22 protein-coding genes are annotated in these 22884 nt (G+C 69.9%); 9 read left to right on the top strand and 13 right to left on the bottom strand.

What is annotated here, in order from left to right; genetic code table 11:
• Nucleotides 1-63: 63 nt before the first annotated feature.
• The 5 genes from ACW14X_RS00215 (at nucleotide 64) to ACW14X_RS00195 (ending at nucleotide 5003) form a co-directional block, all read left to right on the top strand.
• Nucleotides 64-1026 carry a Zn-ribbon domain-containing OB-fold protein gene (locus tag ACW14X_RS00215; protein ID WP_457164283.1) on the top strand — a complete coding sequence of 321 codons (963 nt, stop codon included), beginning with the start codon at nucleotides 64-66 and terminating at the stop codon, nucleotides 1024-1026.
• A gap of 10 nt (nucleotides 1027-1036) precedes the next feature.
• Nucleotides 1037-2092 carry a thiolase domain-containing protein gene (locus ACW14X_RS00210; RefSeq protein WP_457164282.1) on the top strand — a complete coding sequence of 352 codons (1056 nt, stop codon included), beginning with the start codon at nucleotides 1037-1039 and terminating at the stop codon, nucleotides 2090-2092.
• Nucleotides 2092-3255, top strand: a complete 1164-nt coding sequence (locus tag ACW14X_RS00205; protein WP_457164281.1) for a thiolase domain-containing protein — start codon at nucleotides 2092-2094, stop codon at nucleotides 3253-3255. The genes ACW14X_RS00210 and ACW14X_RS00205 overlap by 1 nt, the downstream gene beginning before the upstream one ends.
• 140 nt (nucleotides 3256-3395) lie before the next feature.
• Complete coding sequence (locus ACW14X_RS00200; protein ID WP_457164280.1) at nucleotides 3396-4364, top strand: NAD(P)-dependent alcohol dehydrogenase; 969 nt, start codon at nucleotides 3396-3398, stop codon at nucleotides 4362-4364.
• A 129-nt stretch (nucleotides 4365-4493) separates the two neighbouring features.
• On the top strand, nucleotides 4494-5003 hold the full coding sequence (locus ACW14X_RS00195) for a GNAT family N-acetyltransferase (protein ID WP_457164279.1): 510 nt from the start codon (nucleotides 4494-4496) through the stop codon (nucleotides 5001-5003).
• Here ACW14X_RS00195 and ACW14X_RS00190 read toward each other — a convergent pair.
• Entirely contained in the window at nucleotides 4994-6217 is a 1224-nt protein-coding gene (locus ACW14X_RS00190) for a cytochrome P450 (RefSeq protein WP_160023311.1), read from the bottom strand. The genes ACW14X_RS00195 and ACW14X_RS00190 overlap by 10 nt on opposite strands.
• A gap of 199 nt (nucleotides 6218-6416) precedes the next feature.
• On the opposite strand from ACW14X_RS00190, the gene ACW14X_RS00185 reads away from it, so the two are divergent.
• From ACW14X_RS00185 to ACW14X_RS00170, 4 genes are read left to right on the top strand one after another with little or no spacing between them, the layout of a single operon-like run.
• Nucleotides 6417-7580 (top strand): steroid 3-ketoacyl-CoA thiolase, encoded by a 1164-nt coding sequence (locus ACW14X_RS00185; RefSeq protein WP_457164278.1) that lies wholly within the window; start codon nucleotides 6417-6419, stop codon nucleotides 7578-7580.
• 2 nt (nucleotides 7581-7582) lie between these two features.
• Nucleotides 7583-9205, top strand: a complete 1623-nt coding sequence (locus ACW14X_RS00180) for a GMC family oxidoreductase (protein ID WP_457164277.1) — start codon at nucleotides 7583-7585, stop codon at nucleotides 9203-9205.
• Nucleotides 9206-9239: 34 nt separating this feature from the next.
• Entirely contained in the window at nucleotides 9240-10823 is a 1584-nt protein-coding gene (locus tag ACW14X_RS00175; RefSeq protein ID WP_457164276.1) for a succinic semialdehyde dehydrogenase, read from the top strand.
• Entirely contained in the window at nucleotides 10820-12076 is a 1257-nt protein-coding gene (locus ACW14X_RS00170; protein ID WP_457164275.1) for a hypothetical protein, read from the top strand. Before ACW14X_RS00175 ends, ACW14X_RS00170 begins: the two co-directional genes overlap by 4 nt.
• Before the next feature lie 3 nt (nucleotides 12077-12079).
• Here the strand turns inward: ACW14X_RS00170 and ACW14X_RS00165 are convergent, their stop codons facing one another.
• The 12 genes from ACW14X_RS00165 to ACW14X_RS00110 all read right to left on the bottom strand — a co-directional run bounded on the left by ACW14X_RS00165 (nucleotide 12080) and on the right by ACW14X_RS00110 (nucleotide 22818).
• Nucleotides 12080-12505 (bottom strand): nitroreductase/quinone reductase family protein, encoded by a 426-nt coding sequence (locus tag ACW14X_RS00165; RefSeq protein ID WP_350839158.1) that lies wholly within the window; start codon nucleotides 12503-12505, stop codon nucleotides 12080-12082.
• A gap of 183 nt (nucleotides 12506-12688) precedes the next feature.
• Nucleotides 12689-14299: an FAD-dependent oxidoreductase gene (locus ACW14X_RS00160; RefSeq protein WP_457164274.1), complete on the bottom strand. Its 1611-nt coding sequence runs from the start codon at nucleotides 14297-14299 to the stop codon at nucleotides 12689-12691.
• A complete protein-coding gene (locus tag ACW14X_RS00155) occupies nucleotides 14296-14730 on the bottom strand; it encodes a carboxymuconolactone decarboxylase family protein (protein ID WP_457164273.1) in 435 nt (144 codons plus the stop codon). The genes ACW14X_RS00160 and ACW14X_RS00155 overlap by 4 nt, the downstream gene beginning before the upstream one ends.
• A gap of 17 nt (nucleotides 14731-14747) precedes the next feature.
• Nucleotides 14748-15620 (bottom strand): NAD(P)-dependent oxidoreductase, encoded by an 873-nt coding sequence (locus tag ACW14X_RS00150; protein ID WP_457164272.1) that lies wholly within the window; start codon nucleotides 15618-15620, stop codon nucleotides 14748-14750.
• A complete protein-coding gene (locus tag ACW14X_RS00145) occupies nucleotides 15617-16363 on the bottom strand; it encodes an SDR family oxidoreductase (RefSeq protein ID WP_457164271.1) in 747 nt (248 codons plus the stop codon). The genes ACW14X_RS00150 and ACW14X_RS00145 overlap by 4 nt, the downstream gene beginning before the upstream one ends.
• 144 nt (nucleotides 16364-16507) lie before the next feature.
• Nucleotides 16508-17992, bottom strand: coding sequence for an aldehyde dehydrogenase (locus ACW14X_RS00140; protein ID WP_457164270.1), 1485 nt, complete (start codon nucleotides 17990-17992; stop codon nucleotides 16508-16510).
• Nucleotides 17989-18588, bottom strand: a complete 600-nt coding sequence (locus tag ACW14X_RS00135; protein WP_457164269.1) for a hypothetical protein — start codon at nucleotides 18586-18588, stop codon at nucleotides 17989-17991. The genes ACW14X_RS00140 and ACW14X_RS00135 overlap by 4 nt, the downstream gene beginning before the upstream one ends.
• Entirely contained in the window at nucleotides 18589-18783 is a 195-nt protein-coding gene (locus tag ACW14X_RS00130) for a ferredoxin (protein WP_457164268.1), read from the bottom strand. It abuts the gene before it with no gap.
• Nucleotides 18780-20150 carry a cytochrome P450 gene (locus tag ACW14X_RS00125; RefSeq protein WP_457164267.1) on the bottom strand — a complete coding sequence of 457 codons (1371 nt, stop codon included), beginning with the start codon at nucleotides 20148-20150 and terminating at the stop codon, nucleotides 18780-18782. The genes ACW14X_RS00130 and ACW14X_RS00125 overlap by 4 nt, the downstream gene beginning before the upstream one ends.
• Nucleotides 20147-20923 carry an SDR family oxidoreductase gene (locus ACW14X_RS00120; protein ID WP_457164266.1) on the bottom strand — a complete coding sequence of 259 codons (777 nt, stop codon included), beginning with the start codon at nucleotides 20921-20923 and terminating at the stop codon, nucleotides 20147-20149. The genes ACW14X_RS00125 and ACW14X_RS00120 overlap by 4 nt, the downstream gene beginning before the upstream one ends.
• 112 nt (nucleotides 20924-21035) lie before the next feature.
• Nucleotides 21036-22268, bottom strand: coding sequence for a cytochrome P450 (locus ACW14X_RS00115; RefSeq protein ID WP_457164265.1), 1233 nt, complete (start codon nucleotides 22266-22268; stop codon nucleotides 21036-21038).
• A gap of 1 nt (nucleotide 22269) precedes the next feature.
• Complete coding sequence (locus ACW14X_RS00110; RefSeq protein ID WP_457164264.1) at nucleotides 22270-22818, bottom strand: TetR/AcrR family transcriptional regulator; 549 nt, start codon at nucleotides 22816-22818, stop codon at nucleotides 22270-22272.
• Between the last annotated feature and the right edge of the window lie 66 nt (nucleotides 22819-22884).

Genomic DNA, 22884 nt, shown 5'->3' with positions numbered 1-22884 from the left:
CCGCCGCCGATCGGCAGGGCGTACGGGTTGTGGCCAATACTAGAACGTGTTTCACTTTCTGTCATGAGTCGCACCCTTCAGGCACCCGTGACGGTCGCCTTCGACTACACCAGATCCACAGGCCCGGTGATCGGCCGTTTCCTCACCGGACTGCGAGACACCACCATCGTCGGCGGCCGGCTCGGCGACGGTCGAGTCGCGGTCCCACCCCCTGAGTACGACCCGGTCACGCACCAGGCCGTGACCGAGTTCGTCGAGCTCCCCGACACCGGCACGGTCACCTCGTGGACCTGGGTCAGCGAGCCCGTCGCCGGCCAGCCGTTCGAGCGGCCCTTTGCGTACGCACTGATCACCATCGACGGCGCCGACACCCCGTGGCTGCACGCCGTCGACGTCGCCTCCCCCGACGACATCGAGACCGGGATGAAGGTCCGAGCCCGATGGGCCGAGGAGCGCACCGGCTCGGTCAACGACCTCGTCTTCGAGGCCGACGGCGGCGACCCAGCAGGCAACCCAGCACGCAACCCGGCGCTGGCCGGAGGCGAGGACGTCAGCCTGATCGTGACCCCGGTCAGCCTCGACTACCACTACGCGGCCTCGCCGGAGGAGTCCTCGTTCTTCCGCGGCCTCGCCGAGGGCCGGATCCTGGGCCAGCGCTGCCCGAAGTGCCGGAAGGTCTACGTCCCACCGCGCGGCGCCTGCCCGACCGACGGCGTGCCGACCGCGGAGGAGATCGAGCTCTCCCACGTCGGCACGGTGACCACCTTCTGCGTCGTCAACGTCCCGTTCCTGGGACAGAAGATCAAGCCGCCGTACGTCTCCGCGTACGTCCTCCTCGACGGCGCCGACATCGCGCTGCAGCACCTGATCCTGGACATCCCCGCCGAAGAGGTCCGGATGGGGATGCGGGTCAAGGCGGTCTGGAAGCCGCGTGACGAGTGGGGCACCAGCATCGAGAACATCAGCCACTTCGCGCCGACCGGTGAGCCGGACGCGGACTTCGACAGCTACAAGCACCACCTGTGAGGAGCGCTCAGTGAGAGACGTTGCCGTCGTCGGGTTCGCCCAGCGACAGATGAAGGACTTCGACGGGTCGCCGAGCATGGCCGAGCTGCTCGTGCCGATCCTGGCCGAGTGCTACGAGCAGACCGGATGGGCCAAGAAGGACATCGGCTTCTGGTGCTCGGGCTCGTCCGACTACCTGGCCGGCCGGTCGTTCTCGTTCGTGAGCGCGATCGACGCGATCGGGGTGCTGCCTCCGGTCAACGAGTCGCACGTCGAGATGGACGCCGCGTGGGCCCTCTACGAGGCCTGGATCAAGATCCAGACCGGCGAGGTGGACACGGCGCTGGTCTTCGGTTTCGGCAAGGCGTCGGCGGGCGTCCTGCGCCGCACCCTGTCCCTGCAGCTCGACCCCTACACGATGACGCCGCTGTGGCCCGACACCGTCTCCCTGGCTGCGCTCCAGGCGCGCCTCGGGCTCGACGCCGGGCTCTGGGACGAGGCGGCTCTGGCCGAGGTCGTCAACCGGTCGCTGACCGATGCGGAGAAGAACGAGTACGCCGTCCGTGCCGGCGGCTCCTCGGTGAGCGAGCTGCTCGCCCGGCCGATGTTCGCCGATCCGCTGCGCAAGCACGACTGCGCCCCGGTGACCGACGGCGCGGCCGCGATCGTGCTCGCCGCCGGCGACCGGGCGTACGACGCCAACCAGCGGCCGGCCTGGATCACCGGCATCGCGCACAGCTCCGACGGTCTCCACCTCGGCACGCGCGACCTCACGATCTCCGGCTCGGCCCAGCGGGCAGCAGCCGCCGTGGGCGGCACCGCGGACGTCCAGGTCGCCGAGCTGCACGCGCCGTTCAGCCACCAGGAGCTGGTCCTGCGCTCGGCGCTCGGACTGGGTGATGACGTACAGATCAGTCCTTCGGGCGGGGCGCTCGCCGCCAACCCGATGTTCAGCGCCGGCGCCATCCGGATCGGCGAGGCCGCCAAGCGGATCTGGGACGGGTCGGCCGACAAGGTGCTCGGCCACGCGACCAGCGGTCCGGCACTGCAGCAGAACCTCGTGTGCGTGATGGAAGGACGAAACTGATGGGCAAGACCCCAGCCGCCGTGATCGGGATCGGCCAGACCCACCACCGCGCCAAGCGCGAGGACGTCTCGATGGCCGGGCTGTGCCGTGAGGCGATGGACCGGGCGCTCGAGGACGCCGGCCTGACCCTCGACGAGGTCGACGCCATCGTCATCGGCAAGGCACCGGACCTGTTCGAGGGCGTGATGATGCCCGAGCTCTACCTCGCCGAGGCGCTGGGGGCGGCCGGAAAGCCGCTGCTGCGCGTGCACACCGCCGGCTCGGTCGGCGGCTCGACCGCGATCGTCGCCTCCTCGCTGGTGCAGGCCGGCGTCCACAGACGCGTGCTCACCGTCGCCTTCGAGAAGCAGTCGGAGTCCAACGCGATGTGGGCGCTCTCGGTGCCGATCCCGTTCGTGATGCCGGTGCACGCCGGCGCGGGTGGCTACTTCGCCCCGCACGTACGCTCCTACATCCGCCGTGCCAACGCGCCCTCGCACATCGGTGCGATCGTCGCGGCCAAGGACCGCAACAACGCACTGAAGAACCCGTACGCGCACCTGCACAACGAGGGCACCACGGTCGAGTCGGTCCTGGCCTCGCAGATGCTCTGGGACCCGATCCACTACGACGAGACCTGCCCCTCCTCGGACGGCGCCTGCGCGATGGTCATCGCCGCCGAGGACGTCGCCAAGACGTACGAGGCACCCGCCTGGATCCACGGCACCGTGATGCGCTCCGAGCCCACCTCGGCCGCCGAGCGCGACCAGGTCAACCCGCAGGCGGGGCGCGAGGCCGCGGCGGCACTGTGGAAGGCGACCGGGATCACCGACCCGGCCCGCGAGATCGACTGTGCCGAGATCTACGTGCCGTTCGCCTGGTTCGAGCCGATGTGGCTCGAGAACCTCGGCTTCGCCGCCGAGGGCTCGGGCTGGAAGCTCACCGAGGCCGGCGAGACCGCCCTCGGCGGCAGCCTGCCGGTCAACATGAGCGGCGGTGTGCTCTCCTCCAACCCCATCGGCGCCTCCGGCATGCTCCGCTTCGCCGAGGCCGCCCTGCAGGTCCGGGGCCGCGCCGGCGAGCACCAGGTCGACGGCGCCCGCCGGGCGCTCGGGCACGCCTACGGCGGCGGCTCGCAGTTCTTCGCGATGTGGGTCGTCGGTTCGCAGCCACCGACCAACTGACCTCGCCGAGTCGGCTCGTCCTGACCGAATCTCGCGTCGAGTCGGCTCGTCATGACGAGCCGACTCGACGGGGATCGGCGAAACCAGATGTCGGCCTCCGGCCGGAGCGCTAGCGTTGCCCCGCGAGACAGGAGGCAGCGATGCTGGCGCTGACCCAGAGAACGTACGGTGGGCTCGACGCGGTCGAGATGGCTGATCTCCCGGTGCCCGAGCCGACTGCCGATGAGGTGCTGGTGGAGGTCCATGCCTGCTCACTGAACGGGTCCGACCGGGAGAACCTCGCCGGTTCGCCGTTCTACTCGCGCGTCGGCGGCCTGCGCAGACCCCGGCGACCGGTGCCGGGATCCGACATCGCGGGTGTGGTCTCAGCGGTCGGGCATGAGGTGAGCGAGTTCTCCGTCGGCGACGAGGTCTTCGGGGAGCTGGCCGGCTACCGCGGCGGGCTGGCCGAGTACGTCGCCACGAAGCCGCGGCTGCTCGCGCGCAAGCCGGCCGGCCTGACGTACGTCGAAGCCGCCTCCATCCCGCAGGCCGGCTGCATCGCCTGGCGCGCCATCGAAGGACGAGTGCAACCGGGCGACCGGGTGCTGGTCAACGGCGCAGGCGGTGCGGGCGGACCGCTCGTCGTCGGGCTGGCCACAGCCCGGGGCGCCGAGGTCACCGCCGTCGACCGGGCCGACAAGGCCGACTTCATGCACCGGATCGGCGCGAGCACCACCGTCGACTTCAAGACCGAGGACTGGGCCGATCACGCCGACCACCGCGAACGCTACGACCTGATCATCGACCTGGTCGCCCACCGCTCCCCCTTCCGCGTCCACCGCGCCCTGCGCCCGGGCGGCACCTACCGGATGGTCGGCGGCTCGACCCGGATCCTGCTCGCCGCCCTGCCCGCCCGCCCGCTCGTCAAGGCACGGACCGGCAAGGACGTCGGCGTACTCGTCGTGCCCCAGTCGCGCGCAGACCTCGAGGCGATCACCGCGCTGGTGACGAGCGACGTCGTCCCGCCCGTCATCGACAGCACGTTCCCGCTGAGCGAGGGGTTGGCGGCGTACGCACGTCTCGCGAGCGGCGACAACCAGGGCAAGATCGTCGTGACGATGCGCTGACGCGCCACTCCCGGCCTGCTCACCTGAGCCACGGCCTCCGATAGCGTGCGGTGCCATGGAGTGCCAGACCTGCGCCATCGCCGACTCGACGCCTGCCGAGCAGCTCGCCGGGGAGCTGGGGTGAGCGCGATGAGCTACGCAGGGCTGAGCAAGCTGCTCGTCGTCCCCGAAGGGTTCGAGGCGCCGAAGGTGCTCACGCACGGCGAGCTGACGGCGCGGCCGCTGTCGCGCGACTGCCTGGCCGATGACGTACGCGCCATCAACGCCGACCGGGAGCTCATCAACACCACCCGGGGTGGCGGGTGGCCGGAGGGGCCGACGTCGGAGGAGGACGACTACATCGACCTGGTCTGGCACGAGGGCGAGTGGAAGGAGAACAAGTCGTTCTCCTACGTCCTGGAGACCGCCGGGCTCGGCTATGTCGGGTGCGCCTACCTCTACCCGCTCGGCGTCCGGCAGGAGCTGAGCGAGGAGCTGGCCGCGTACGACGTCGACGTCAGCTGGTGGGTGACCACCGAGGCGTACGAGCAGGGGCTCTACGAGATGGTCTACGAAGCGCTGAAGAAGTGGGTGCCGGCGCACTATCCGTTCCGCCGGCCCCACTTCTCCAATGTCGTCGTGCCTGGCGATCAGGCGTAGGTGACCGGGAGCTCCTTGATGCCGTTGATCCAGGCGTGACGCAGTCGGCGCGGGGCGCCGTTGGGCTTCAGGTCGGGCATCCGGTCGGCGATCACGTCGAACATGATCCGCACCTCCATCCGGGCCAGGTTGGCGCCGATGCAGTAGTGGGCGCCGTGGCCGCCGAAGGCGAGGTGGGGGTTGTGCTCGCGGGTGATGTCGAAGGTGTCGGGGTCGTCGAAGACGTCCTCGTCGTGGTTGCCCGAGGCGTAGTAGAGCCCGACGCGCTGCCCGGCCTTGACGAGCTGACCGCCGACCTCGACGTCGTTGATCGCGGTGCGGTGGAAGACCGTCACCGGGGTCGCCCAGCGAATCACCTCGTCGACCATCGTGTCGGGGCGCTCGTTCTTCCACAGCTCCCACTGGTCGGGGTTCTCGAAGAAGGCCTGCATGCCGTGGGAGATCGCGTTGCGGGTGGTCTCGTTGCCGGCGACGGCGAGCAGGATGACGAAGAAGCCGAACTCGTCATCGCCCAGCGCGCCGCCCTCCAGCTCGGCGTTGACGAGCTTGGAGATGATGTCGTCCTTGGGGTCCGCCTTGCGCTCGGCGGCCAGCGTCATCGCGTACGTCAGGATCTCGATCGAGGCGGCCTCGGGGTCCGCGTTGTAGTCCGGGTCGTCGTAGGCGAGCATCTGGTTGGACCAGTCGAAGAGCTTGCGCCGGTCCTCCTGCGGGACGCCGAGCAGCTCGGCGATCGCCTGGAGCGGGAGCTCGGCGGCGACCTCGGCGACGAAGTCGCCCTCCCCCTTGGCCAGCGCGTCGTCGACGATGCTGTTGGCCCGCTCGACCAGGCGGTCCTTGAGAGCGTTGATCGCACGCGGGGTGAAGCCACGGCTGATGATCTGGCGCAGCTTGGTGTGGTCGGGAGCGTCATGGTGGATCAGCATGGCGCGCTGCAGCTCGACCTGCTCGCGGGTCATGTCCGGCGCGAACCGGATGATGACGCCGTTCTCGTTGGTGCTGAAGTTCTCGCTGTCCTTGGAGACGGCGAGGATGTCCTCGTGCTTGCTGACCGCCCAGAAGCCGGTGTCGAGGAACCCTGCTCGCGCCTCGGGCTTCTGCTCGATCCAGAAGACCGGAGCCGTACGCCGCAGCTCCATGAACTCCTGGAGCGGGACGCGCTCTTCGTTGAGCACGGGATCAGTCGGATCGAAATCCACGGGGAGAGCGGTCACGGGTGTGCTCCTTCGAGGTCTTTTCTGTAACACGTTCTAGTTTATGTTCACACAGTGCCCGGGATCACACAAGGGTTGCGCCAAACGAGAACACGTTCTAATTTGGAACAATCGAGTGTAACCGGTGTCACGTCATCAGGCGTGACGGTGCGCGCCCGCGCACCAGCGACTTGTCGAAACCCCCGAAGAGCGAGGTTCCATGGGCACGCCCGTCATCGTCGAAGCCGTCCGTACCCCCATCGGCAAGCGCAAGGGCTGGCTCGCGGGCCTGCACCCGGGCGTTCTGCTCGGCGCCGCCCAGGTCGAGGTACTCAAGCGCGCAGGTCTCGACCCTGACCTGGTGGATCAGGTCATCGGCGGCTGCGTCTCCCAGGCCGGCGAGCAGTCCAACAACATGGTCCGCCGCGCCTGGCTCCATGCGGGCCTGCCGATCCACACCGGCTCCACCGTCATCGACGCGCAGTGCTCCTCTGCCCAGCAGGCCACCCACCTGATCAACGCGATGATTGCCTCCGACCAGATCAAGGTCGGCATCGCCTGCGGCATCGAGTCGATGTCACGCATCCCGCTGGGCGCCAACGTGCCCAAGGGCGCCGGCGATCCACGTCCCGAAGACTGGAACATCGATCTGCCCAACCAGTTCGAGGGCGCCGACCGGATCGTGAAGAACCGCGGGTTCTCCCGCAACGAGGTCGACGAGTTCGGGCTGTGGTCGCAGGTCAAGGCGCGCCAGGCGCGCGACGCCGGACACTTCAAGAGCCAGATCTTCGCCGTCGAAGCCCCCATGCTCGACGACGAGGGCAAGGCCACCGGAGAGATTCGCACCGTCACCGAGGACCAGGGCATCCGCGACACCTCGCTCGAGAAGCTGGCCGGGCTCAGCCCGGTGCTCGAGGGCGGCATCCACACCGCCGGAACCTCCTCGCAGATCTCCGACGGCGCCTCGGCGCTGCTGCTCATGGACTCCGCGGTCGCCGCCTCGCTGGGCCTGAAGGCTCGGGCGCGGATCGTGACGTCCAACCTGGTCGGCTCGGATCCCTACTATCACCTCGACGGCCCCGTCCAGGCGACCGAGAAGGCGCTCAAGGACACCGGGATGACGATCGGCGACATCGACATCGCCGAGGTCAACGAGGCCTTCGCCGGCGTGGTCATGTCGTGGGCCGCGGTGCACCAGGTCCCCGAGGAGAAGATCAACGTCAACGGCGGCGCGATCGCGCTCGGCCACCCCGTCGGCTCCACCGGCACCCGGCTGCTCACTGCCGCGCTGCACGAGCTCGAGCGTCGCGACGCCAGCACCGCCCTGGTCTCGATGTGCGCCGGTGGCGCTCAGGCGACCGCCACGATCATCGAGAGGATCTGATCGTGCCCAAGTCCACAATCACAGAAGCCGAGTACGTCGTCGTCGGCGCCGGCTCGGCCGGCTGTGCCGTCGCCGGCCGCCTGGCGGCGGCAGGGAAGTCGGTCATCCTGCTCGAGGCCGGGAAGAACGACAGGCGCAACTACCTGGTGACCAAGCCAGGCATGATCGGCCCCCTCCACGCCGAGCCGCGGCTGAAGAAGCTCGTCGACTGGGGCTACCACACGGTACCCCAGCAGCATGCCCGCAACCGCGAGCTCCCCCAGCCGCGCGGCAAGGTGCTCGGCGGCTCCTCCTCCATCAACGGCCTGCTGTGGGTCCGGGGCAACCGGGCCAACTACGACGCCTGGGCGGCCGAGGGCAACACCGGCTGGGACGCGGACTCGGTCAACGAGGCGTACCGGCGAATCGAGGACTACGAGGGCGGTGGCTCCGACTACCGCGGCACGGGTGGGCCGATCAAGGTCATGAAGCACCCGCGGCCGACCGAGGCGTCGCTCTCCTTCCAGCGCGCCGCCGCCGAGACCCTCGACGTGAAGGTGCTCGACGACTACAACGGCGCCGAGCAGGAGGGCGTCGCGACGTTCCAGCAGAGCGCGATCGACGGGCTGCGCTACTCGGCCTCGCGGGGCTACCTCCACGACCAGCAGCTGCCGAGCCTGACCACGCTCACCCAGGTGCACGTCTCGAGGATCGTGATCGAGAACGGCCGGGCGAGGGGCGTTGAGATCCTCACCAGACAGGGTCCGCAGACGATCTCGGCGACCCAGGAGGTCATCGTCTCCGCGGGTGTCTTCGGCTCCGCCCAGCTGCTGATGCTCTCCGGAATCGGTCATTCCGCCCACCTCGCCGAGCACGGGATCACCGCGATCCACGAGCTGCCGGTCGGCGACAACCTGCACGACCACATGTTCGTGCCGACCACCTGGGAGATGCCGACCGCGCTGCACCACGGCACCGCCGGCTACTTCGGCAAGGCGGTCCTCAAGGAGCAGACGGTCGGCAGGTCGATCCTCGGCCACACCGTCTTCGAGACGGTCGGGTTCGTACGCACCTCGCTGGCCACCGACGTACCCGACCTGCAGCTGCACGTGCTCCCCTGGGCCTACCCCTCCCCCAACCAGGACGCGCCGATCCGCCACGAGGTCGACCCGCGGGCGGCCCTGACGGTGATGTCGTCGCTCATCTACCCGCGCTCGCGCGGGACGCTGCGGCTGCGTAACGCGGACCCGACCGCCGAGCCGCTGATCGACTTCAACTACCTCGCCGAGCCCGACGACAAGCGCGTGCTGCTCGAGGGCGTGGAGATGATCCGCGAGATCATGGCCTCCCCGGCCTTCGGCGACCAGGTCAAGTCGGAGATCCATCCCGGCAAGGCGATCGACGCCGAGGCGATGAAGGACGAGGTCACCAACCGGGCGACCTCGATCTACCACGGTGTGGGTTCCTGCCGGATGGGCGTCGACGAGCGGGCCGTGGTCGACCCGCAGCTGCGCGTACGCGGCATCGACGGCCTCCGCGTCGCCGACGCCTCGATCATGCCGTCGATCATCGGCGGCAACACCAACGCTCCCGCGGTCATGATCGGTGACCGTTGCGCAACCTTCGTCCTTGACGAAAATCTGTAGAGCCGTCCTCGACAACCGCTGATCGGAAGCAGACATGAGCACTGACACCGCGAAGACAGCAGACGTACGCCGCCCCGACTGGATCACCGAGGAGCTGCTGGCCGAGCTGGTCTCCCGGGTCCCGTCCTCGACGGGTGCGTCCTGGAAGCTGACCGAGGTCTACACCGGTGAGGTGCTGGTGGCGCTGCCGCAGTCCTCACCGGCAGACGTGGAGCGGGCCGCCGAAGCCGGCCGGGCCGCCCAGCAGGCGTGGGCGGCGACCCCGCTCCGGGAGCGGCTAGCCGTCTTCAAGCGCGCCCACGAGCTGATCCTGCGCAACCAGCACAAGATCGCCGACCTCATCCAGGCCGAGTCGGGCAAGGCCCGCCGGATCGCGTTCGAAGAGGTCTGCGACCCGCCGATGGTGATCTCGCACTACCTCAAGCGGGCGCCGAAGCTGCTCAAGGACAAGAAGCGCCCGGGCGTGATGCCGGTGCTGTCCAGCTCGATCGAGCGCCACCCGCCGCGGGGCCTGGTCGGGATCATCGCGCCGTGGAACTTCCCGTTCGCGACCGGTCTCTCCGACGCGATCCCGGCACTCATGGCCGGCAACGCGGTGCTGCTCAAGCCGGACAACAAGACGGCGCTCTCGCCGCTGTTCGGGATATCGCTGCTCGAGGAGGCGGGCCTGCCGAAGGGCCTGTTCCAGGTGGTCTGCGGCGAGGGTCCGGACGTGGGCCCGACGATGCTGGACAACGTCGACTACGCGATGTTCACCGGCTCGACCGCGACCGGCCGGGTGATCGGCGAGCAGGCGGGCCGCAACCTGATCGGCGCCTGCCTCGAGCTCGGTGGCAAGAACCCGATGATCGTCCTCGACGACGCCGACATCGACGAGACCGTCGGCGGCTCGATGTTCGCCGTCTTCGGCAACACCGGCCAGATCTGCATGCACATCGAGCGGATCTACATCCCCGAGGCGATGTACGACGAGTTCCGCGACAAGTTCGTGGCCGCCGTCGAGGGGATGCGGATCGAGGCGGCGTACGCCTTCGGGCCCGACCTCGGGGCACTGGTCTCCCACGACCACCTGGCGCGGGTGCAGTCGCACGTCGAGGACGCGGTCGCCAAGGGCGCCACCGTGCTGACCGGCGGCAAAGCGCGTCCCGACATCGGGCCTACCTTCTTCGAGCCCACCATCTTGGAGGGCACCACGAAGGAGATGCTCCACGGCGTGACCGAGACGTTCGGGCCGGTGGTCTCGCTGCACCGCTACTCGACCCTCGAGGAGGCGATCGAGCTGGCCAACGACACCGACTACGGGCTCAACGCCTCGGTCTGGACCACGAACTTCAAGCGGGCGCAGGCCATCGCCGCGCGGATCGAGTCGGGCAACGTCAACATCAACGACGGCCTCGCCACCGCGTACGCCTCGAAGTCGACCCCGTCGGGCGGCATGAAGCAGTCCGGCGTCGGTGCTCGTCACGGTGACCAGGGGCTGCTGAAGTACACCGAGACCCAGAACGTCGCCACCCTGAAGAAGCAGGTCATGGGGCCGCAGGGCAAGCAGACCTTCGACGACTACGCCAAGCAGATGCAGGCGTCGCTGCGCTGGATGCGGAAGCTCCACATCCGTTGACGCCCGTCTCCCGCTATGCCGAGCTGACCCGGGAGGAGCTCGCCGAGGTCGTCCGCGAGCTCCTCCTGATCGGCCAGCTGATCGACCGCTCCGGGATGGCGTGGTGCATCTCCGCCTTCGGGCGCGAGGAGATGCTCCGGATCGCGATCGTCGAGTGGGCCGCCGCCTCGCCGATCTACACCCGGCGGATGCAGGCCGCGCTGGGGTACGCGCCGGCGGTGTCTGGGCAGGGCGACGTACCGACGATCTTCAAGGGCCTCCAGCTCGACATCGGCGCGCCCCCGCAGTTCATGGACTTCCGCTACACCGTCCACGACGCCCGCCACGGCGAGTTCCACCTCGACCACTGCGGCGCGCTGATGGACGTGGAGCCGATGGGCGAGGAGTACGTCCGCGGGATGTGCCACGACATCGAGGATCCGACGTTCGACGCCACCGCCATCGCGACCCACCCCCGGGCCCAGGTACGCCCGGTCCACCGGCCGCCGCGGACCCCGGCCGACCGGATGCCCCACTGCCGCTGGACGGTGATCATCGACGACGCCCATCCCGAGGCGGTGGCGATCCCCGAGCTGGCCGTCAACGAGCGCTCCCGGGCGGCCGGGCTCGAGCTCGCGCCGATCGATCCGTCCGAGGACGGCGCCGCCGACTACGCCGGACCGCTGGTCTCCGACCTCGACCTGGCCGGTTTCTCCCACTCGGCGCTGGTGCGCATCGCCGACGAGGTGTGCCTGCAGATGGCGCTGCTCGACCGTGGCTTCACCCTCGCGCTGGAGTCCCGGGTGACCTCGCCCGAGCAGCTCCTGGAGATCCGCCGCAAGCAGCTGGTCGGGGTCGCCGGCATCGCCGGTGCCCGCCTCGCCCGGGCGCTCTCGCTGCCGCCGGACACCAAGGGCGCCCTGCGGCTGCTCGCGCTCCATCCGATGCTCAACCCCGCTGCGTACGTCTCGGTCGAGGTGGAGGCCGACGCGATGACCGTCCGCCCTTCGGCGGCCGACGAGGACGGTGCCTGGGTGTCCCTGATCGGACCGGAATGGTTCATTCCGCTCCGGGTCGCGGTGCAGGCGCTCGACGCTCACTTCGACGTCGAGGTCCGGTCCGTTGGAGACGCCGTCGACGACGGTTGGCGGGTCGAGATCGTACGCCGCACCGAACCCGCTCCCGAGGCCGACGAGGTCACGGTGGTGAGGTTCAGCACCGGCGCGGACTTCGCGTTCGAGCCGCGCCGGTCGCTGCCGATCACACCGGTCTGAGGTTCAGCGGCGGTGGAGCGCGAGGACCGGGATGACCCGGTCGGTCTTCGCCTCGTACTCGCCGAAACCCGGACTCATCGCCTTGAAGCGATCCCAGGCGGCGTCGCGCTCGGCGCCGGTCAACTCGGTCACCTCGACCTCGACGACCCCTTCGTCGGGCGTCTCGATCTTGGTCTCCGGGTGGGCCAGCAGGTTGTGGTACCACGCCGGGTTCTCGGGCGCGCCGGCCTTGGAGGCGGCGATCAGCCAGGTGTCGGGATCCGGGTGGAGGTTGGCCACCGGCGAGACCCTCTCGGTGCCGGTCCTGGCGCCGGTGTGGTGCACGAGTACGAGCCCGCGCCCGAACGGCACCGAGGTGACGTTGCCGTCGTTCGAGCGGAACTCATCGATGATCGACTGGTTCCAGTCCTTGTAGTCGCTGCCTGACATGGAGTGCCTTTCCCCCGAGGAATCGGTTTTCACCCACTCTCGCAGACCTGCCCAACGGGCACCGGTCAAACCGAACGCCGAGTCGGCTCGTCCTGACCGAAATTCCAGCCGAGTCGGCTCGTCATGACGCGCCGACTCGGCGTTGTTTTCTGTCAGGATGCGCCGACTCGGCTGGGGGCGAGGTCAGACTCGGGCCAGAGCCGCGATGCGGACCTGCTCCTCCCGGTCGGTCACCTTCGCGCGCGGTCGACCGATCTCCTTGCCGGACTCGCACTCGTGGGTGTCGAGCGTGTTCCAGCCGGTCTGGTCGACCACGATCACGCCGCGCGCCGCCAGGAGGTCGTCGAGGGACTCGCCCGCAGGGTCGGTGAGCGCGCCGGCGGCGTAGTCGTCCAGGAGGGTGCGTACGGTCTCGGCGGCGCAGGCGCGGTTGGTGCCGATCACGCCGCTGGGACCACGCTTCGCCCAGCCCGCGGTGTAGGTGGCCTCGGCCCCGATCACCCGGCCGGCCTCGTTAGGGAAGCGGCCGGTGCCCGCCTCGTTCGGGACGCCGTCGACCCCTGCGGAGCGGTAGCCCGTGGCCCGGACCACCAGCCCGGCCTCGAGCTCCTCGCCGTTGTCGAAGCGCACCCCGGCGACGGTCTCCGTGCCGAGGATCTCGGTGGGCGTGAGGCCGAAGCGGAGGACGAGCCGCTTCGCGGCGTCGGTACGCGGCCGGGTGGCCAGGTCGCGGAGCAGGTCGGCCTTCTGGAGCGCCCCGAAGGTGGCGGCGTTGCGTTCGGTCGTGTCGGCCTCGGTCGGCAGGGCGGTCAGGTCCGCCTCGTCGACGACGACGTCGATGCCCGGGTCGTCGGCCAGTGCCCGCAGCTCGGGGCTGGTGAAGGCGGCGTGCTCGGCACCCCGGCGAGCGGTCACGACGACCTCGCGGATGCCGTTGGCCGCCAGGGCCGAGAGCGCGACCGGAGCCACGTCGGAGGCCGTCAGGGCCGCCTCGTCGGCCAGCAGCAGCCGGGCCAGGTCGAGGGCGACGTTGCCGTTGCCGATGACGACGGCCCGCTCGTGCCCGAGCGGGAAGGTGAGATCGGCTCGGTCGGGATGGCCGTTGTACCAGCCGACGAGCTCCGCCGCCGAGGTCGAGCCCGGCAGATCCTCCCCCGGCAGGCCGAGGCTGCGGCCCTCGCCGGCGCCGGTGGTGTAGACGACCGCGTGGTGGGCGCCGAGCAGCTCCTCGTGGGTGACATCGCGCCCGATCTCGACGTTGTAGCGCGTCCGTACCCGGCGGTGGCGTGCCGTCTTCGCGAAGCCGGAGACGATCTCCTTGGTGTCCAGGTGATCCGGCGCGACGCCGTAGCGGACCAGACCGTAAGGGGTCGCGAGCCGGTCGATGACGGTGATCTCGACGTCGCAGCGGCGAGTGGCGGCGAGCTCCTCCGCGACGTACCAACCGGCCGGGCCGGCCCCGACCACGGCCACCTTGAGCGGCCCGCCGGGGATCTTCGGGCCCAACGGCGGCAGCGGCGCGGGCTCCTCCTGCTCGCCGGTGAACTCGAAGAAGGCGGCGTTGATGTCGACGTAGGGCGCGAACGCGTCCGGGACCTCGTAGTCCGGGTAGATCGCGTTGACCGGGCACGCGTCCTCGCAGGCTCCGCAGTCGATGCACTCGTCGGGGTGGACGTAGAGCATCTCGGCGGCACCGAAGCCAGGCTCGTCGGGCGCGGGGTGAATGCAGTCGACTGGGCAGACCTCCACGCAGGAGGCGTCGTTGCAGCACGACTGGGTGATGACGTACGTCATGAGCGCTGAGCCTTTCCCTGGGCCTTTCCCTGGGCCTTTCCCTGGGCCTTCCTCCGGGCCTTCCCGATGGTCTCCTCGACCACCGTGTTCATCCTGGCACCGTTCGGCCAGCCCGCGTAGTGACTCAGGAACACCACGATCTCGCGCAGCTCGTCCTCGGAGAGCTCGCCGTTGGCGTACGCCGCGGGGATCTGGATCCCGAGCACGTCCGCGGCACCCTGGCCGGCGAGCAGGCCGATCAGCAGGAGCCGGCGGTCGCGGGTGGTCAGGCCCGGGCGCTGCCAGATGTCCCCGAAGAGATGGTCGGCGGTGTAGCGGAAGAAGTCGCCCTCGCCGTCGGCCATGTCGAAGCCGTAGACCTCCTCCATCTTGCGCAGGCCTCGGGCGCGCTGCTCGGGCAGGTCGGCGAACTTGTCGGTGTCGTCGTTCATGATTCCGTGTTCCTCGTTCAGTCCTTGGGGAGCCCGAGCCCGGGTGCCAGCCGGTCGAGGGCGAGTCGGGCGAGCGGCACCTCGACGCCGAGCTCCTCGGCGAGCTCGATCGCGAAGCCGAGATCCTTCTCCCCCAGCGCCACGACGTGGCCGAAGACGCCGTGCCAGAAGTCGGTCTCGTCGATCGGGGCGGTGGTGTCGCGGTGCATGATCGCGCCTGGTCCGCCGGTGATCGCGTCGGTGTGGCGTACGACGTCGCCGAGCGCCACCAGATCGAGTCCGGCAGCCTCGGCGAGCCGCTGGGCCTCGGTGGCGGCGGTGAAGGAGGCGAAGTGGAGCAGGTTGCGGGCCAGCTTGAACCTGGTCCCGGCGCCGACCGGGCCGGCATGGACCACCTTGGAGCCCATCGCGGTCAGGACCGGGCCGGCGCCTGCGTACGCCTCCGGGCTGCCGCCCACGAGGATGGCCAGGGTGCCTTCGGCGGCTCCCATCGGGCCGCCGGAGACGGGGGCGTCGAGCACGTTCACCCCGTGCGGCTCGGCGGTCGCGGCCAGCTCGGCCGGCGTCTCGGGCGCGACCGTGGAGTGCACCAGGACCGTCAGCGGGTCGACCGCCGGCCGGTCGCCGACGGCGGTGAGCACCTCGGCGAGCACCTGGCGCACCTGGTCGTCGTCGCGCACCATCACGCTGAGTACGTCGACGGCCGAGGCCAGCTCGGCGACCGAGCCCGCCGCCTTCGCACCGGCCGCACCGAGCTCGGCGACGGGCTCCTCGGCGATGTCGTGCACCCACAGCTCGATCCCGTCCGAGCGGGCGAGCTGGAGCGCCATCGGCTTGCCGATGTTGCCGAGGCCGACGAACCCCGCACGTGTCCTGGGCGCCGCGGTCACAGCCGGAACGTCCCGCCGCCGTCGACGGCGATGATCTGTCCGGAGATCCACGAGGAGTCCTCGGAGAGGAGGAACTTCGCGGTCCCGACCATGTCCTCGGTGGTGCCGAGGCGCTTGATCGCCATGCCCTTCGTCATCTCTCTCGCCGCGTCGCCGGCCTGGACCCGCGTCGCCTCGGTGTCGGTCGGCCCCGGCGCGACCGCGTTGACTCGGATGTTCATCCCACCGAGCTCGTGGGCGAGCTGCTGGGTCAGCCCGTTGATGCCGACCTTGGCCAGCCCGTAGAAGCCGGAGTAGAGGTAGGCCGCGGTGGAGGACTGGTTGACGATCGCCCCACCGCCCCGCTTCTGCATCGCCGGGTAGACGGCGCGGGTCATCACCAGCGCACCGTTGAGGTTCACGCTCATGAACTTCTCGTAGTAGTCCCAGTCGACGGTGATCAGCAGGTCGAAGGCCATGTCGCCGTAGATCGCGGCGTTGTTGACCAGCCCGTCGATCCCGCCGTACGCCTCGGTCGTCTCGGCCACCAGCGCGGCTGCCGACGCGTGGTCCGAGACGTCGCAGCGTACGAACCGGGCGACGCCGCCGGCCGCCTCGATCTCCTTGGCGACCTGCTGCCCCTTCTCCTCGTTCAGGTCGGCGACGACGACGGCGGCGCCCTCGGCGGCGAACCCCTTGGCGTACGCCTCGCCGATCCCCTGCGCCGCCCCGGTGACGACGACGACCTTGTTCTCGAACCTCATGCTGCTACCTCTCGATCTGGTCTGCACGCGACTGTGTTGGTCTCGACACGGGCTCGCTGGCGCTCGCCCGGCTCGACCAGCGAAACGCTGGTCGAGCCGCCGGAGCCGCTAGGCGGAGGCGTGTCGAGACCAACACGGTTCCGGTCATGCGGGCTCCGCGATGAGTTTTGTCTCGAGGTACTCCTCGAAGCCTTCGACGCCCATCTCCCGGCCGAGGCCGGACTGCTTGTAGCCGCCGAAGGGCGCGTCGGGGCCGAACCACTGGCCACCGTTGACGCCGATGGTGCCGGTGCGGATCCGCGCGGCCACCGACTTCGCGCGCTCCAGCGACCCGGACTCCACGGAGCCGGAGAGGCCGTAGGGCGAGTCGTTGGCGATGCGTACGGCATCGTCGTCGCCGTCGTGCGGGATCACCGTGAGCACGGGGCCGAAGATCTCCTCGCGGGCGACGCGGGCGGTGTTGTCGAGGCCGGCGACGACGGTGGGCTGGATCCAGAAGCCGCCGGCGAGGTCGCCGTCCTGGACGGCGACGGCTCCGCCGGTGGCGATGCGGCCACCCTCCTCCTCGGCGAGCGCGAGGTAGCCGAGGATCCGGTCGCGCTGGACGGCGGAGATCACCGGTCCGCAGATCGTGCCGGCATCGGCCGGGTCGCCCGCGCCGAGCGACGACATCGTCGCGGCGGCCGCTTCGACGGCCGCGTCGTAGGACTCCCGAGGCACCAGCAGCCGGGTGGTCAGGGCACAGCCCTGACCTGCGTGAACGGCCACCGAGAAGGCCGCCATCGAGGCGGCCGAGGCGATGTCGGCGTCGTCGAGGACGATCGCTGCGGACTTGCCGCCGAGCTCGAGGAAGACCTTCTTCAGGCTGGGCGCGGCGGCCGCCATGATCGCCCGCCCGGTGGCCGTCGACCCGGTGAAGGAGACCAGGTCGACCCGCGGGTCCTCGGCCAGCATCGCGGCCACCCGGTTGTCGCGCGGGGTGACGACGTTGAAGACGCCCGGCGGGAGGTCGGTGTGCTCGGCCGCCAGCCGGCCCAGCTCCGCGGCCAGCCACGGCGTGTCCGGGGCGGGCTTGAGGATCACCGTGTTGCCCGCCGCCAGCGCCGGGCCGATCTTGGCCAGGTTGATCTGGTTGGGGAAGTTCCACGGCGTGATCGCGGCGACGACGCCGACGGCCTCGCGCCGCACGGTCCGCCGCGAGGAGATGCCCATCGTCACCCCGACCCCGAGGTCGCGTTCCCACTCGAAGGACTCGGCGAGGTCGATCGTCCACTTCAACGTCTCGACCGGGGTGTCGAACTGCGGCCCGGCGACCAGGAACGCGGGCGCGCCGACCTCGGCGGTGGTCAGCTCGCGCAACGCCTCGGCGTTGTCGAGGAGCGCCTGGTGGAGCTGGCGCAGGCACCGGATCCGCAGCGCCACGTCGGTCGACCAGTCGGTCTCGTCGAAGGCCTTGCGGGCGGCGGCGATGGCGGCGTCCATGTCCTGCGCCGTCGAGTCGGGTGCGCGCCCGATCTCCTGCCCCGTGGCCGGGTTGAGGATCGCGTACGTCTCGCCGGATGCGGCCGCGCCGAGCTTGCCGTCGACGAGCTGCTGGGCGGGTGGGTTGGCGGGGATGCGGGTCGTCACACGGGCTCCTGGGTCACGAAGTTCCCGGCCGCGACGGGCGGCGGCCAGACGGTCGAGGGCAGGTCGGCGAGGCGGTAGTGGCCGGGCTGCTCCATGCCGTTCAGTGACATCCGCTCCAGCAGCCCGGCGGTGGCCTTCTTGGCCTTGACGATGTCGAGGAAGGTGGTCGCGGTGGACCCCAGGTCGAACCAGTCCCGCTGCCAGGCGAACTCCAGCCCGTCGCCGTCGGGCCGCGGTGCGACCCCGAACCAGGAGCCACCGATGCCGAGGATCTCGTACTCCTCGCCGGTCGCGTCGTCGACGATCCCGGCCCGCTGCCGCCAGAAGCCGATCACCATCGCGTTGACGTCGTCGATGACCGTCGCCTGGTAGTCGTAGTGCCAGCCCTCGAGCCCGGCCATCTCGGTACCGAGCGCCCATTCCCGGATCTGCTCGCGGCCCACGGCCATGAAGTGCTCGTCGGGGGTGTACATCCAGCCGTACGTCGCGTCCTCGGCGTACACGTCGGCGAGCGGCGACCAGTTGCCGTCGGCCTCCGCCTTCCGGTTGAGGTCGAGCCAGTGGGCCCAGAACCCCTCGATCTCGGCGCGGTCCATTCAGTCCTCCAGGGTGAGAGCGAAAGCGGGGCAGTACTTCACGGCCGCACGCGCGGCGGGAAGCTGCTCCTCGGACGGTTCGGTGATGCGTACGACGACCTGGTAGCTGTCGTCGTCGAAGGCGAAGAGCTCCGGGGCCTCGGCGAGGCACTCCTGATGCCCCTGGCAGAGCCCGAGGTCGGCTGTCAGCTTCATGCTCTGCCACCACCCACGGGCCGCCTCCGGTAGCGCACACGGCAGGGCTGCTGGAGCTGGATCACCATCTTGGTGAAGTCGTCGGCGTACGACTCCAGCGGCTGCGCCGCCTCGAACGAGTAGTCGCGCAGGATGACCGAGAAGATCGCCTTCATCTGCATCATCGCGAACGCGTTGCCGACGCAGCGGTGCTTGCCGGCGCCGAACGGGATCCAGGTCCAACGGTTCTGCATGTCCTCCTGGCGCGGGTCGATGTAGCGACTCGGGTCGAAGGAGTCCGCCTTCGGGAAGTCGGCCTCGATCCGGTTGGAGACCCGTGGCGAGGCGGCGAGCAGGGTGCCCGCCGGGATGGTCTCGCCGAGCAGCTCGAAGTCCTCGCGCACCAGCCGCATCAGGATGATCAGCGGAGGGTGCAGCCGCAGCGTCTCCTTCAAGGCGGCCTCGAGCACCGGGATCGAGCGCAGCGCCTGGAAGGACACCTCGCTGCCGTCCGCGTAGAGCTCGTCCAGCTCGCCGACGACGTCGGCCATCACCGACGGGTTCCGCAGCAGCTCGATCATCGCCCACGACGCGGTGCCGGAGGAGGTGTGGTGGCCGGCGAACATCATCGAGATGAAGACCCCGGTGATGGTGTCGGTGTCCATGTCGATCGAGATGAGGACGTCGAGGAGATCGCGCTCCTCACGGGCGACCTTGCCCCGCGCAATCCGCTTGTCGATGATCGCCTGGACCAACGCGACGAGCTTGTCGCGGGCGGCATCGCGCATCCGGAAGCTCTCGATGTCGGCGTAGGCGTCGACGTACGCGATCGCGTCCGTGCCGTGCTCCAGCTCGTGATAGTGCTGGGCGAAGGACGAGTCGAGCTCCTCACGGAACGGCTTCCCGACCAGGCACGCCGAGGTGGTGTAGATGGTCAGCTCGGCGAAGAAGTCGAGGAGGTCGATCTCCCCCTCCTCGCCCCAGCCGGCGATCATCCGGCGGATCTCGGCCTCGATCGTCTGCGCGTGTCCGCGCATCATGTCGCCGCGCAGCGCCTGGTTCTTCAGCATCTGCTGCCGCTCCTCCGGAGAGGCATCGAAGACGACGCCCTTGCCGAAGATCGGCGTCATGAACGGGTACGCCGCCGCCTGGTCGAGCACGTCGTCGGGCGCCCGGAAGAACGCCTCGTTGGCCTCGGCGCCGGTGACCAGGACGACGTCCTTGTCGGCGAGGCGAAAGCGCCCGAGGTCGCCGCACTCCTCGCGGACGCGGGAGAACAGCGAGATCGGGTCGACCCGCATCTCGGGCAGGTGCCCGGTGCCGCGGATGATCTCGGGGACGCTCGGGTCCTGGTCGTCCAGGACGGTGGAGACGGTGGGGATCGTCATCGTGCCTCCTGCACGGGGGCTTCGGGGTTGACGTCGATGGTGCTGATGTGGACCCCGCGCTTGGCGGTCACGACCGACGTGATCGCGTCGGCCAGCGCCCGGGCCTTGAGGAAGTGCGGATGGCGGGCGAGGCCCCACCTGACCCACTGCTCCAGCACGAACCCGCCGAGCTCGGCGGGCCACTCGTTGCCGATGTCGGAGTGGGTGGGGCCGGGTCGCACGATCGAGGCCCGGACCCCGGTGCCCTCGAGCTCCATCTGGAGCGCGTTGACCATGCCTTCCAGACCCCACTTGGAGGCTGCGTACGCCCCCATGAACGGTCGCGGCCTGAGCGCCACGTCGGAGGAGAGGAAGACCAGGTCGCCGCGCTGCCGCTCGATCATCCCGGGCCCGAAGGCGCGCAGGATCCGGTGGGCGCCGAGCAGGTTGATGTCGACCTGGTCGCCGAAGGTCTCCGTGGAGACGTCGACGGTCGCACCCGGATGGGTGACGCCGGCGTTGCTGACCACGACCTCGATCTCGCCCAGGTCGGCGACCGCCTTCGCGGCGAACTCGGCGACGGATTCGTCCGAGGTCACGTCGAGCGGGTGGGCCACCGCCTCTCCCCCGTCGGCGCGGATCGCGGCGGCGATCTCCTCGACCCGGTCGAGCCGCCGAGCGCCGAGCGCGACCGGGAAACCCGCGGTCGCCAGCGCCTTCGCGGTCTCCGCGCCGATCCCGGAGGAGGCGCCGGTGATCACCGCCGGACGGCGGTCGGGCTGTGCGTACTTCATGCGTCCTCCAGGGATGCTGACCGAGGTAGCTCGGCGAATGCGTGCTGACCTCGCGGAACTCCACGAAGTCGGTGGCTGCCGACCGAGTTGCCTCGGTGAGCATCCGCCCCGCTCATCGCGCCCTCCAGGTGAAGGTGACAGGCAGCTCGGCGAACCCGCGCACGCTGGTCGAGTGGACCCGGACCGCGCGCTCGCGATGGACCTCGAACACGGACGTACGCCGCACCAGCTCCGCCAGCACGACCCGGGCCTCGAGCCGGGCCAGGTTGGCGCCGAGGCAGAAGTGCCGGCCGACGCCGAAGCTCATGATCCTGCCGAGCTCGTCGGACGGGCGACGGATGTCGAAGACGTCCGGGGCGGTGAAGACGCGCTCGTCGCGGTTGGCCGAGCCGAGCAGGACGAGCAGCTTCGACCCGGCCGGGACGACCTGGCCGTGGAGCTCGACGTCCTCGGCGACGTAGCGCGCCAGCATCTGGCTGGAGGTGTCATGCCGCAGTGTCTCCTCGATCCACGAGCCCACCGGCACGGTGTCCTCGGGATCGGCGAAGACCTCGGCGAGCTGCGAGGGGTGGGCGCCGAGGTGGAAGAGCGCGTTGCCGAGCAGCTTGGTGGTGGTCTCGTTGCCGGCCACGACCATCAGGAACAGGAACGCGATCACCTCGTGGTCGAGCAGCCGGTCGCCGTCGACCTCGGCCTCGACGAGTGCCGAGGTGAGGTCGTCGCTGGGCTGCTTGCGCCGCTGCGCGACCATCTCGGCGTAGTAGCCGATCAGCTCGAGCGCGGCCGTCATCCCGGCCTCCGGCACGTCGCGTACGCCGTCCTCCCGATGCACCACCAGGTCGGCCAGGCGGCGCACCTCGTCGCGGTCGGCGACGGGGACGCCCATCATCTCGGAGATGACGTCCATCGGGAGCTTGCCGGCGAGCTCCGCGATCCAGTCCGCCTCGCCGGTCTCGGCGCAGGTCGCGACCAGCGCGTCGAGGTAGTGGTCGGCGAGCGCCTGGATCTGCGGGGTGAGCTCGCGTACGCGGCGCGGCGTGAAGCCGGCTGAGACCAGCTTGCGCAGCCGGGTCTGCTCCTTGCCGTCCAGGGCCAGGAAGGACATCACCCGGTGGGCGTCGGCGTTCCAGGCGCTGGCGTCGAGCGAGACCCCCATCCGGTTGGAGAAGGTGACGTCGTCCTTGATAGCGGCGTGCACGTCCGCGTGCCGGGAGAGTGCCCAGAAGTCGTCGGAGGCGTTGTAGTAGAGCGGCGCCTCGTCCCGCAGCCGGGCATAGACCGGATAGGGGTCCTCGTGGAAGTCGTAGTCGTAGGGGTCGAAGATCTCGGTCGTGGCGCTGGTCATCTCACTCTTTCCCGACGATCACGGCGACGACCGGGGCGAGCCGGTCGGCCATCTCGTCGTAGGTCATCAGGCCCATGCCCGCCTGCAGCAGCGCGCCGGAGAAGGCGAGCAGCAGGGCTTCCCGCTCCGCCTCGGCCGCACCGTCGCCGAGCGCCGCCTCGAACCGGGCGGCGAACTCGGCTCCGATCCGCAGCCGCAGCCGCTCGACATCGGCATCGCTGCCCAGCAGTGCCGGCGTGACCGCCGCGGCGAGCGCAGGCTCCTCAGCAATCCGGGTCGTCAGGCTGCGTACGGCCGCCTGCACCCGCTCCGCGCGGGACCCGGTCTCCTCGACCGCCGGTGTCACGGCCAGGTGACGCCAGAAGAGCTCGGCGAAGAGATGGTTCTTCGAGGCGAGGTAGGTGTAGGCCGTGGCCGGGGAGACCCCGGCCCGGGCGGCGACCGAACGGACGGTCAGCGCCTCGTGCCCGACCTGCCGCAGCTCCGCCAGACCTGCCGCGAACACTCGCTCGACCGTCTCCGCCTGGCGGGTGCTCGTTGCGCTGGACACGTGTCCAGATTAGAACACGTTCTCGTTTCGGGCAAGGGGTGAAGGCTACCGAATCGGGGTACCGCA

Source organism: Nocardioides sp. YJ-D4, from assembly GCF_054031495.1.
The sequence above is the reverse complement of the archived record's forward strand: the minus strand, read 5'-3'. Positions and strand labels throughout refer to the sequence as shown.

What these genes read in the sequence shown, in the direction of transcription:
- ACW14X_RS00215 (WP_457164283.1), top strand. Translation starts at nt 64, where the DNA reads ATGAGTCGCACCCTTCAGGCACCCGTGACGGTCGCCTTCGACTACACC.
- ACW14X_RS00205 (WP_457164281.1), top strand. Translation starts at nt 2,092, where the DNA reads ATGGGCAAGACCCCAGCCGCCGTGATCGGGATCGGCCAGACCCACCAC.
- ACW14X_RS00200 (WP_457164280.1), top strand. Translation starts at nt 3,396, where the DNA reads ATGCTGGCGCTGACCCAGAGAACGTACGGTGGGCTCGACGCGGTCGAG.
- ACW14X_RS00195 (WP_457164279.1), top strand. Translation starts at nt 4,494, where the DNA reads ATGAGCTACGCAGGGCTGAGCAAGCTGCTCGTCGTCCCCGAAGGGTTC.
- ACW14X_RS00185 (WP_457164278.1), top strand. Translation starts at nt 6,417, where the DNA reads ATGGGCACGCCCGTCATCGTCGAAGCCGTCCGTACCCCCATCGGCAAG.
- ACW14X_RS00175 (WP_457164276.1), top strand. Translation starts at nt 9,240, where the DNA reads ATGAGCACTGACACCGCGAAGACAGCAGACGTACGCCGCCCCGACTGG.
- ACW14X_RS00165 (WP_350839158.1), bottom strand. Translation starts at nt 12,505, where the DNA reads ATGTCAGGCAGCGACTACAAGGACTGGAACCAGTCGATCATCGATGAG.
- ACW14X_RS00160 (WP_457164274.1), bottom strand. Translation starts at nt 14,299, where the DNA reads ATGACGTACGTCATCACCCAGTCGTGCTGCAACGACGCCTCCTGCGTG.
- ACW14X_RS00155 (WP_457164273.1), bottom strand. Translation starts at nt 14,730, where the DNA reads ATGAACGACGACACCGACAAGTTCGCCGACCTGCCCGAGCAGCGCGCC.
- ACW14X_RS00145 (WP_457164271.1), bottom strand. Translation starts at nt 16,363, where the DNA reads ATGAGGTTCGAGAACAAGGTCGTCGTCGTCACCGGGGCGGCGCAGGGG.
- ACW14X_RS00135 (WP_457164269.1), bottom strand. Translation starts at nt 18,588, where the DNA reads ATGGACCGCGCCGAGATCGAGGGGTTCTGGGCCCACTGGCTCGACCTC.
- ACW14X_RS00130 (WP_457164268.1), bottom strand. Translation starts at nt 18,783, where the DNA reads ATGAAGCTGACAGCCGACCTCGGGCTCTGCCAGGGGCATCAGGAGTGC.
- ACW14X_RS00125 (WP_457164267.1), bottom strand. Translation starts at nt 20,150, where the DNA reads ATGACGATCCCCACCGTCTCCACCGTCCTGGACGACCAGGACCCGAGC.
- ACW14X_RS00120 (WP_457164266.1), bottom strand. Translation starts at nt 20,923, where the DNA reads ATGAAGTACGCACAGCCCGACCGCCGTCCGGCGGTGATCACCGGCGCC.
- ACW14X_RS00115 (WP_457164265.1), bottom strand. Translation starts at nt 22,268, where the DNA reads ATGACCAGCGCCACGACCGAGATCTTCGACCCCTACGACTACGACTTC.